General features: G+C 44.1%; 12 protein-coding genes. 7 read left to right on the top strand and 5 right to left on the bottom strand.

Annotated elements, in window-relative coordinates; genetic code table 11:
• Positions 1 to 132 precede the first annotated feature (132 nt).
• Together ABIC15_RS14855 and ABIC15_RS14850 are read right to left on the bottom strand one after the other, a co-directional pair.
• Positions 133 to 1,272 (bottom strand): ABC transporter permease, encoded by a 1,140-nt coding sequence (locus ABIC15_RS14855; protein WP_214765681.1) that lies wholly within the window; start codon positions 1,270 to 1,272, stop codon positions 133 to 135.
• Positions 1,269 to 2,009, bottom strand: coding sequence for an ABC transporter ATP-binding protein (locus tag ABIC15_RS14850; RefSeq protein ID WP_354021004.1), 741 nt, complete (start codon positions 2,007 to 2,009; stop codon positions 1,269 to 1,271). The genes ABIC15_RS14855 and ABIC15_RS14850 overlap by 4 nt, the downstream gene beginning before the upstream one ends.
• A gap of 331 nt (positions 2,010 to 2,340) precedes the next feature.
• Between ABIC15_RS14850 and ABIC15_RS14845 the strand changes: the two genes are divergently transcribed.
• The 3 genes from ABIC15_RS14845 to ABIC15_RS14835 are packed head-to-tail and all read left to right on the top strand — an operon-like array spanning position 2,341 to position 3,180.
• Positions 2,341 to 2,592, top strand: coding sequence for a GlsB/YeaQ/YmgE family stress response membrane protein (locus ABIC15_RS14845; RefSeq protein ID WP_026833749.1), 252 nt, complete (start codon positions 2,341 to 2,343; stop codon positions 2,590 to 2,592).
• Positions 2,593 to 2,643: 51 nt separating this feature from the next.
• Positions 2,644 to 2,895: a GlsB/YeaQ/YmgE family stress response membrane protein gene (locus tag ABIC15_RS14840; RefSeq protein ID WP_026833749.1), complete on the top strand. Its 252-nt coding sequence runs from the start codon at positions 2,644 to 2,646 to the stop codon at positions 2,893 to 2,895.
• Between the two features lie 33 nt (positions 2,896 to 2,928).
• A complete protein-coding gene (locus tag ABIC15_RS14835) occupies positions 2,929 to 3,180 on the top strand; it encodes a GlsB/YeaQ/YmgE family stress response membrane protein (protein WP_012369597.1) in 252 nt (83 codons plus the stop codon).
• Between the two features lie 68 nt (positions 3,181 to 3,248).
• On the opposite strand, the gene ABIC15_RS14830 is transcribed toward ABIC15_RS14835, so the two are convergent.
• On the bottom strand, positions 3,249 to 4,319 hold the full coding sequence (locus ABIC15_RS14830) for a TcaA second domain-containing protein (protein WP_354021003.1): 1,071 nt from the start codon (positions 4,317 to 4,319) through the stop codon (positions 3,249 to 3,251).
• A 130-nt stretch (positions 4,320 to 4,449) separates the two neighbouring features.
• Here ABIC15_RS14830 and ABIC15_RS14825 point away from each other — a divergent pair, with 130 nt between their 5' ends.
• The 4 genes from ABIC15_RS14825 to ABIC15_RS14810 all read left to right on the top strand — a co-directional run bounded on the left by ABIC15_RS14825 (position 4,450) and on the right by ABIC15_RS14810 (position 7,177).
• Positions 4,450 to 4,875, top strand: a complete 426-nt coding sequence (locus ABIC15_RS14825) for an HIT family protein (protein WP_354021002.1) — start codon at positions 4,450 to 4,452, stop codon at positions 4,873 to 4,875.
• 121 nt (positions 4,876 to 4,996) lie between these two features.
• Entirely contained in the window at positions 4,997 to 5,338 is a 342-nt protein-coding gene (locus ABIC15_RS14820; protein ID WP_290829919.1) for a hypothetical protein, read from the top strand.
• A gap of 84 nt (positions 5,339 to 5,422) precedes the next feature.
• Positions 5,423 to 5,992 carry an HTH-type transcriptional regulator Hpr gene (locus tag ABIC15_RS14815; RefSeq protein ID WP_012369593.1) on the top strand — a complete coding sequence of 190 codons (570 nt, stop codon included), beginning with the start codon at positions 5,423 to 5,425 and terminating at the stop codon, positions 5,990 to 5,992.
• A gap of 270 nt (positions 5,993 to 6,262) precedes the next feature.
• Positions 6,263 to 7,177: a peptidylprolyl isomerase gene (locus tag ABIC15_RS14810; protein WP_318929201.1), complete on the top strand. Its 915-nt coding sequence runs from the start codon at positions 6,263 to 6,265 to the stop codon at positions 7,175 to 7,177.
• A gap of 65 nt (positions 7,178 to 7,242) precedes the next feature.
• On the opposite strand, the gene namA is transcribed toward ABIC15_RS14810, so the two are convergent.
• Entirely contained in the window at positions 7,243 to 8,265 is a 1,023-nt protein-coding gene (gene namA / locus ABIC15_RS14805) for an NADPH dehydrogenase NamA (protein ID WP_354021001.1), read from the bottom strand.
• Between the two features lie 56 nt (positions 8,266 to 8,321).
• Positions 8,322 to 9,242 (bottom strand): HD domain-containing protein, encoded by a 921-nt coding sequence (locus tag ABIC15_RS14800; protein WP_012369590.1) that lies wholly within the window; start codon positions 9,240 to 9,242, stop codon positions 8,322 to 8,324.
• Positions 9,243 to 9,344 lie beyond the last annotated feature (102 nt).

The following is a 9,344-nucleotide window of genomic DNA, read 5'->3' as shown; positions in this document are numbered from 1 at the left end:
CAGCGACCTGGACTTTAAACGCCTTCGTATATTTGACCATAAAAAACACCCCATAAAAGTTGGATTTTTATGTCCAACTTTTATGGGGCAGTTCAGTGACGGCGAAGGGGTGTTTTGTCTTTGATTCTACGGTTACTTTTTCCTCGCGTAATATTCCGCGATGACGAGTGCTAAAACAGCGCCTGCGATAACAGTCGGAAAACCGCTGATCACATACCCGATTCCCGTTAAAACCATCACTTGTAAAAATGAAGTGGTTCGAAGGACTTTCCGTTTTGATGCCGTTGCGTCTCCAAACGGCAACAGGCGGGTCAACAGATGGGAATCGATGGCCCGGGTGAATGGCGCCAATTGAAAGCTGGTCAATCCACTGAAGGCGGGTACGGCAAGCACCACTAACCATTCATTGTCTTTACCAAGCCACATGAAGACGGCGCCGATCAGTGTCAAACGAACGATTAAACCGATTCCATCCGTACTTCGAATGAATTGTTTCATGTACAGGTAATCAAACGTCCGGTTCCGGTCGAATCCGATTTTTTCGACGAGATGACTCAACAGCCGGCGCCGTTTGTATGTCGTCGACAGGCGTGGTACATCAACAAACCAGTTCGCAATCCGGTAAAAGCGATCCCGCGATTCCTGTTCCAGCGCAATCCACTCCATCAACGGTAACTGATCCTGTTTCTTCAAATGAAGCGTCAACAACAGAAGACCCGTCACCACGATGCTGAATGAACCCATTCCGAGCATAACAAGAATTCCGGCACCGGTTGCGTATAAGAGGACCAGTCGATGACCGACTCCTTCAAGTTTTGATAAATTAGCAGCCGCACCAATCATGCTTAAGGCGACAAACAGAATGAATAATCCGATGGGTGAAGTTTCTTCTGTCCGCACATATAATACAGCAACCGCGAGAAACGGGATCACTGCCCGGATCATACCAAACAGAGCGTTATATACCCGGATTCGCTTCATATACCCTGCAAGGTGCGGCAGACTCGGAAGCAGGAAGACTTGGTCCGCCTCGGTCAAAAACGTCCGTGTCGAGCGGTAAAACGCCAACAAGATGAACAGGCTGCCCATGACCAGATTTCCCGGAAACGATGGATCGAGCTGATCCAAAAATCGACCGTACACGACAAGACCGTATAAGACGACGAAATAGACCGTAAACAGCAATCCGCCGTTCGCCATATACCGGGTATACTTCGTCATCTCCGCCATGGCAGCCTGGTATCGTGTACGCCATAAAACAGAACTTGTCATCGTTCTGCCTCCTCGATGGCAGCGACGTAAATGTCATCAAGGGAACCGTCCATCAAATCGTAGCGATTTCGAAGATCTTCCGTCGTTCCCTCCGCTGCAATCCGTCCTTCATGCAACAAGATGAACCGATTGCAATGACGTTCTGCCGTCTCTAAAATATGGGTCGACATCAAGATTCCTTTTCCGTCCGCTTTCAATTCACTGAAAATCGTCAACAGTTCCCGAATCGCAAGTGGATCGAGTCCAACAAACGGTTCATCGACGATCAGCAGCTCACTGCCTGTCACCAGGGCGCAGAGGATCATCGCCTTTTGTTTCATCCCTTTGGAAAAGACACTCGGAAACCATTCCAGCTGTTTGGTCATCCGAAGCCGTTCTGCGTAATGATTCATTCGTTCTTGCGCCTGCTTCTCCTCGACGGCATATCCTTGCGCCATCAAACGCAAATGTTCGCGTAAAGTCAATTGTTCATATAACATCGGCTGTTCCGGAATATAGGCGACCTGTTTTCGGTATGTTTGTTCATCCTGTTCCAAACTGACTCCGTTGATCAGAACTTCTCCTGACTTGACCGGTAACAAACCGAGGATATGTTTAATCGTCGTCGATTTACCGGCACCGTTTAAACCGATTAATCCAACAAGTTCTCCTCGATTTACCGATATCTTAATGTCATGGAGGACTTTTTTTGCTCCGTATCCCCCAGATAACTCATTTATTTTTAACAACACACTCATCGACTCCCTTCATTAACCATCCTAGACAATTCATTCTCACTTTTCTAGTTTGAGTCATTTTTTTATGAAGAAAAGGTTTGAATACATCTTTTTACGGTAATTACTCTAAGTGTAATCGTTACATCAATATATGAAAACGACTTACAGAAATTGAAAGTAGCATTTTAAATACGAGTTTCTTCAAGAGGTAACTGGTATAATCGTCTAGACATTTTAATTTTAACGTTCTTACCTCACCGGTTGAAACGATTATTTAAAGGCTTTCATCTTTCAATGTGTTTACAACTGCCTGAAAACAGGTAAATCTAAAGTAAGAAAAGGAGGGTTCCGAATGGGGTTCTTATGGGCTTTAATCGTCGGTGGATTAATCGGTTGGGTAGCTAGTCTTATCATCGGGAAAGACGTACCAGGCGGTATCATCGGTAACATCGTTGCTGGTTTTGTCGGAGCAATGATCGGTCAAGCAATCTTTGGGACAATGGGTCCTGTTGTCGGTGGATTCGCAATTATTCCAGCTATCTTAGGTGCAATCATCTTAATCTTCATCGTATCACTGATTCTTCGTTCAGTACGTCGAAAATGATTTTTCAAAATAACAACTAGAACGTAAATTTTATTGAAGGAGTGTTTTTAAATGGGATTCTTATGGGCTTTAATTGTTGGTGGATTAATCGGATGGGTAGCTAGTCTCATCATCGGAAAAGACGTACCGGGTGGTATCATCGGTAACATCGTCGCTGGTTTCGTCGGAGCAATGATTGGTCAAGCAATCTTTGGAACAATGGGACCTGTCGTCGGCGGATTCGCAATTATTCCGGCTATCCTCGGTGCTATCATCTTAATCTTCATCGTATCGTTAATTCTTCGTTCAGTACGTCGCAAATAATTTAAACTACTAAAACTAAAAGGAGTGTTTTAAATGGGATTCTTATGGGCTTTAATCGTTGGTGGTATTATTGGTTGGTTAGCAAGTCTTATTCTCGGTAAAGATGTACCAGGTGGCGTTATCGGTAACATCATCGCAGGTTTTGTTGGTTCAATGATCGGACAAGCTCTTTTCGGAAGTTGGGGACCGTCAGTTGCCGGTTTCGCAATCGTACCAGCTATCCTTGGTGCCATCATCTTAATCTTAATCGTATCGTTCATCCTTCGTGCGGTAAACAAACGATAATCTAATGTACAGCAAAAACCACGGGAGATATAAAATCCCCCGTGGTTTTTTATATGGGTTGCACTTTTTTAATCACGCAACTCGAGCCACATTTTACCGGATCGTTCAATCACCCGTTTTTCCGACTTGATATTCAGCCATCCGAGCAAGTCGTCAAAAAAGCTTGATGGATATTTCCAGACCGTCCCGATGGTTTCAGTGGATTTAGACTCCGGCTTGCCGGCGACGGCTTCCAGTTCAGATGTTGTTTTATTCAAATCAATTAAGATACTGCTCACTTCCTGATTCTCGTACGCCATTTCAAACCCGTCATAGATCGCCTTATTGGCAATCCGGTTCGTCGGAGGGCCAAATGATTTTTCCACTTCCGATTGACTTTTGCCGATATAAGCCGTCATCTGTTCCACGTTTTTACCGGTTCTTACCTTCACTTCCGCTTCGAGTAACTTTTCGATATCGACACCATATTGTTCTTTTTGATCCGGAGCAATTTGTTGCGCCAGTTGAAATACTACCGTTGTTTTTTTCTGATCCCCCAACTGAACCGCTTCACTTGCTTGTCCCGTCTTTCCATTCGCTTCCACGCGCACCGACACATCATATTCGCCCGGAAAACGTTCGATGATTAACGGATTTTGTTGATCCGCCTTCCCCGCCGGTGCATCATCAACTGAGATGGATGCCGTTTCCGTATCCACTCTCACTTCCAATGTCTGTTTGTTTAAATGAAGCGTATACGTATCAAACCAAAATCGTCCGGGCTGTTTTTTGAGCAGGAACAGATCCTGTTGTGCTGTTTTTACGGTTTTTTCCGGATATTTTTTTTGATCCGACTTAATTTCAGCCAACGTTCGTTCCAAACGCTCCGGATCCGCCTTAAACCATGTCATGAGCTGATTCGTTTCTGCCAGCTTTAACGGTTTATTGTTAAGGTACACGAGCTGCTGAAACGTTTCCTTGTCTTGTTCCTGCAAGGCCTTTTGAAATACTTTGTCGGTCTGTTGCCGTTCGGCGGCCGGTTTGATTTGACTCCAGCCAATCCAAGCAATCAGACAAACGAGTACGATGATCCCTATGATGAGTCCGATCCGCTGATTTCGTTTTTTCTTTTTCTCATATACAGTGATGCGAGACGGCATCTTTGTTTCCCCTACTTTCATGTTTTAGGATTTCCTTTAGTTTAGAAACCCTTCATATCCTTGTCAATCGCCCGCAAGACTGAGTTGGTCGAGTATACTGAAGCTATATCTATCTAAAGGAGTGAGTCTATTGCAAAAAGAAAACTGCATTTTCTGTAAGATTGCCAATCATGAAATCCCGAGTCATAAGGTTTTTGAAAACGAAGAAGTGTTGGCTTTTCTTGATCTCTCACAAGTAACGAAAGGTCATACGCTTGTCATTCCAAAACAACATGCCGATAACATTTACGATTTATCATCAGAAAGTGCACAGGCTGTTTTTGCGACCGTTCCGGAAATCAGTCAGGCTATCCAACAGGAGACCGGTGCTGCCGGAATGAACCTTTTATCAAATACCGGAAAGGTTGCCGGGCAGTCCGTTTCCCATTTCCACCTCCATCTCATCCCGCGCCACGATAAACATGACGGCTTTGGTGCCAAATGGGAAGTACACAATGAAGAATATACGGCGGATGAGTTAGCAACGATTGCCGAATCCATCAAAAATCGTCTTTGATACCTCAAAAACAGTCCGATTACTGACTCATTTTAAAAATATTGCCGAAATAGGTTTCTAATATCGAATTTTCGGTAAAATAATATGAAACAAATATTTTAGTATCGAAAGGAGGTAAACTATGTCGAAGCGTCCCCATCGTAACTGGGTCGCTTTTGGTGCTACGCTGTCGCTTGTGACTTTTTACGGTTTGAAGGCGCTTCGCCAAGGTACTAAAAGTGACTCTTCGAATGGTAAACAACGTCGAAATTCTTATTCTACAATCGTAACGAGTATGCAGGATTTAACGCAGGAGGGAAAGAATCTAATAGAGACAGCCAAACTTTCTGGTACGGCTTTTAAAGAGGAAGTTACAAAAGACGTCTCTCAGTACCAATCAGAGGTTCAAGAATCACTCGCTCGTCTTCAAAAGTTTGCTGATGAGGCAAAACAAGACGTCGATCATCTCACTCCCCAACAATAACGGTCCGCTGCTTCGATTTGTTTTTGTATAGTTTGCATTTTGCGCGTTTGAGCCATTGTCACCTTTCGAAAGGATGAGTCAGATATGGAACACGAAAAATTATATCCTGGACAAGAAGCACTGTTATACAGTCATAAAATTGTCCAATTAAGCAAAGCACTATGGAAAACGGTAGAAAAAGATTGGCAAAATTGGATTAAACCATTTGATTTAAATATTAATGAACATCATATTTTGTGGATTTCTCATGCACTGGGTGGTGCTTCGATTTCTGAAATCGCAAAATACGGTGTCATGCACGTCTCGACTGCATTCAACTTCTCTAAAAAATTAGAAGACCGTGGACTTTTGACGTTTTCAAAAAAAGAGACGGATAAACGAAATACCTATGTTCAACTGACACCGGAAGGCGAAAGTCTCCTACTTGAGACGATTCAAGCATTCCGTCCGGAAGAAAACGGAGTTTTCCGTGCTTCCCTACCTCTGCAGGAGCTGTACGGGAAATTCCCAGAGCTGACGGACATCTCAGCCATCGTTCGTCGCCTTTACGGTGACAGCTTCATGGACATCTTTGCCGAGACATCGAAAATGATTACGGAAGAAGCGGACCGCCGTCCGCAAGACCCTGTCATCGATTCCATCAAAAAAGCATGACCTTTGCATGAATTCAGGAAGTTAACGTTCTAAGCCTTGAGGCCTAGGACGTTTTTTCTGTTTTTATGCACATGACGTTCCCTTTACCATTCTGTCTCAAAACGTTGCGGCACCTCACAATTTCCCACAAAAATAGTCCTCTCCTCCTGTACTTGATGTGATAGCATAGTGTAAGAGCAGATCACTTTCGATTTTGCGGAAAGCTGTCAAGATAACGAAGATATGATATGATAGAACGGTTGAAATAAATGGTAAATTAGGGGTGTATGTATGAAAAAGAAACTTTTAAGTGTAGCAGCAGTGGCAAGCGTATTCACATTAGCAGCATGTGGTTCAAATGACGAAGCTGTCATCAACTACAAAGGCGGAGAAGTCAATAAAGCGGACGTCCAAGATGAGGCGTACCAAAAAGCAGGCGCACAAATTGCTTTCCAACAAACGATGAACAAATTGCTTGAAAAAGAATACGGTAAAAAAGTAACGGATAAAGAAGTAGAAGCTGAAGTCAAGAAAACAAAAGATCAGTTCCCGGATAAAGAACAGTTCAATACGACTCTTCAAACAGCCGGTATCAAGAACGAAAAAGAATTTGAAAAAGTTCTTCGGACACAAATGCTCCTAACAGAAGCGAAATCAGCAAAATCAAAAGTAACGGATAAAGAAATCGAAGACCGCTTCAACCAGGAAAAAGTGGAAGTAAAAGCGAGCCACATTCTTGTTGAAAAAGAATCCGAAGCAAAAGCAATCAAGAAACAACTTGATGAAGGCGGCGATTTTGCTAAAATCGCTAAAGCGAAATCAACAGATACGGGTAGCGCAACAAAAGGTGGAGATCTCGGATACTTCACAAAAGGTAAAATGGTCGAGGAATTCGAAAATTATGCGTTCAAGGATGGCGTTGAAGGTAAAATTTCTGACCCGATCAAAACACAGTTCGGATACCACATCATTAAAGTGACAGACCGTAAAGAGAAAAAAGACTTTACGCTCGAAAAAGAATCCGATCGAATCAAAAAAGCCTTAGCTGAAGAAAAATCAGCTCAAGTCAATCCAAACGATATCTACCGTTCATTAATGAAAAAGTATGATGTTAAAGTCGAAAACAAAGACTTCAAAGATGCTTTTGACCTTGATAAACAAGAGCAGCAACAAATGCAACAACAGATGCAACAGCAACAACAATAAGCGTAAAAATCCCTGCTTCCATCATGGAAGGCAGGGATTTTTTTTAGCTCTGATTCCTATTCTTTTTACCGAATCGGAGCCCGTTCATATTGCTTTGGTAAACTGACCTCATCCTTAAGTTCCGCTGCCGCATGATAAACCCAATACGGTTGACGCAGAAGTTCACGTGCAAGCAGGATGACGTCCGCCCGTTCGCTGCGGATGATTTCTTCCGCGAGCGTTGCCGTCGTAATCAATCCTACCGCCCCTGTCTTGATGCCGGTTGCCTGTTTGATTTCCGCTGCATACGGTACTTGGTAGCCGGGATAAACTTCCGGAACGGCATTGGCAACAACGGCTCCTGAACTGCAGTCCAGCAAGTCGATGTTCCGCTTTAACAATTCCTCGGCCAGCGGGATATAATCCGCCGCCGTCATTCCACCCGGTGCATGGTCTGCTGCCGAAATCCGGACCCATAATGACAGATCTGACTTCTCTTGAATGGCGTCAATGATTTCAAGCAAGAAGCGCATCCGGTTTTCCATCAATCCACCGTACTGATCCTGACGTTTGTTGGATAACGGGGACAAAAAGGTATTGATCAGATAGCCGTGTGCTCCGTGCAATTCGATGAAATCATAGCCCGCCTGTTCAACGCGAAGTGCCGCCTCGACGAATTGTTGTTTGATGACATCGATTTCTTCCACTGTCAGTTCATGCGGATGATCATATGAATCATCGAATCCGATTGCTGATGGTGCGACAGGCGGTTTAGCCGTTGTGCTTTTCCGTCCGGCATGCGCCAGTTGGATTCCCGCTTTTGCACCGGCCGCTTTTACTTGATCGGCAATGCGGCGAAGTCCGTCAATGTGATCATCCGACCAGACGCCTAAATCACCGGCTGAGATTCGACCGTCCGGTGTGACAGCTGTTGCCTCTAAGATGACACCACCGACGCCACCGACTGCACGTGAGGCGTAATGCGTGACGTGCCAATTGGTTACGAGTCCATCTTCTTTTGCACTATACATACACATCGGTGCCATGATGACACGATTCCGGAACTGAAGTCCCCCGATTTGGATTGCTTCGAATAGTTTGGTTTTCATGAATTCCACTCCTCTGATCAATTTCAAATCCTGTTGAATCTTTTTACGTCATCTTTTTACAGCTTGGGACGATAAAATGAACGATTATCCAATGCGAACGATCGTTCAGAAAATTGGCCGGGTTCCACGTACTCGAGCAAACGATCCATCATCGTCATCCGCGCATCTAGATTATCGATCAGGAATAATACCTCGGCTTCACGCATCTGTGGTGCCACTGCCGATCCCCACTCCGGACGCCCATGGTGGCTTAAGACGAGATGCTGTAAGACCGTCAAAACTTCTGCGTCGATTTGTAACTCTGCCCCGACCTTTTCTAATTCTGCGACCATCAATGAAATATGCCCGACAAGCTTTCCGGGAAGCGTATATTCCGGTGTGACAGGATCGGATAATTCCTTGATTTTGGCGTAATCATGCAATACGACACCTGCAATCAACAAATCACGATTTAATGTAGGATACAGACGGGCAATTTGATCCGCCAGTTTTAACATCGACAGGACATGATAGGATAAACCAGAATAAAACGCATGATGGTTTTTGACCGCTGCCGGATGTGTGAAATACGCGTCGAAATCTTTGATGACAAGATGTTTGACCAGCTTCTTCATCTCGGCATGTTGAATCGATTCGATGAAACCGAGTACTTCCGTTTCAATCTGTTCCCGCGGAAGTGGTGCCGATTGAATGTAATCTTCTACATTCGTTTCGTCCAACACGGTGATTTGCTTCAATTTTAATTGTGTCCGTCCCCGGTAATCCATCACTTCACCAGCTGCATGGACGATGAATTTAGGAGCATATTTTTCAAGATCACTCGTGTCCCACATCTTTGTTTCAATTTCTCCCGTCTTATCTGCTAAAATCAATGTCAGATAAGGTTTTCCGTTTGCAGCGATTCCTTTTAATGCCTGCTTGATCATGACTCGTTGATCGAGCATTTCACCAATTGCCAACTGACCGATACCTTTCATTTCACAACACATCCTTTTTATTTATCTGGACTCATTTTGATTAGAACTGTTTACATATTTCTCTGACTGTCAGACGTCACTCTACCATTCTACTATATAGGA

The sequence above is a fragment of the Exiguobacterium sp. PvP048 genome, assembly GCF_040549175.1.
GTDB lineage: Bacteria > Bacillota > Bacilli > Exiguobacteriales > Exiguobacteriaceae > Exiguobacterium_A > Exiguobacterium_A artemiae.
The sequence above is the reverse complement of the archived record's forward strand: the minus strand, read 5'-3'. Positions and strand labels throughout refer to the sequence as shown.

Bases quoted from the DNA above. Each gene is read 5' to 3' on its own strand.
- ABIC15_RS14820 (WP_290829919.1), top strand. From the start codon at position 4,997: ATGTCGAAGCGTCCCCATCGTAACTGGGTCGCTTTTGGTGCTACGCTG.
- ABIC15_RS14830 (WP_354021003.1), bottom strand. From the start codon at position 4,319: ATGCCGTCTCGCATCACTGTATATGAGAAAAAGAAAAAACGAAATCAG.
- ABIC15_RS14815 (WP_012369593.1), top strand. From the start codon at position 5,423: ATGGAACACGAAAAATTATATCCTGGACAAGAAGCACTGTTATACAGT.
- ABIC15_RS14850 (WP_354021004.1), bottom strand. From the start codon at position 2,009: ATGAGTGTGTTGTTAAAAATAAATGAGTTATCTGGGGGATACGGAGCA.
- ABIC15_RS14835 (WP_012369597.1), top strand. From the start codon at position 2,929: ATGGGATTCTTATGGGCTTTAATCGTTGGTGGTATTATTGGTTGGTTA.
- namA (WP_354021001.1), bottom strand. From the start codon at position 8,265: ATGAAAACCAAACTATTCGAAGCAATCCAAATCGGGGGACTTCAGTTC.
- ABIC15_RS14810 (WP_318929201.1), top strand. From the start codon at position 6,263: ATGAAAAAGAAACTTTTAAGTGTAGCAGCAGTGGCAAGCGTATTCACA.
- ABIC15_RS14840 (WP_026833749.1), top strand. From the start codon at position 2,644: ATGGGATTCTTATGGGCTTTAATTGTTGGTGGATTAATCGGATGGGTA.
- ABIC15_RS14845 (WP_026833749.1), top strand. From the start codon at position 2,341: ATGGGGTTCTTATGGGCTTTAATCGTCGGTGGATTAATCGGTTGGGTA.
- ABIC15_RS14855 (WP_214765681.1), bottom strand. From the start codon at position 1,272: ATGACAAGTTCTGTTTTATGGCGTACACGATACCAGGCTGCCATGGCG.
- ABIC15_RS14800 (WP_012369590.1), bottom strand. From the start codon at position 9,242: ATGAAAGGTATCGGTCAGTTGGCAATTGGTGAAATGCTCGATCAACGA.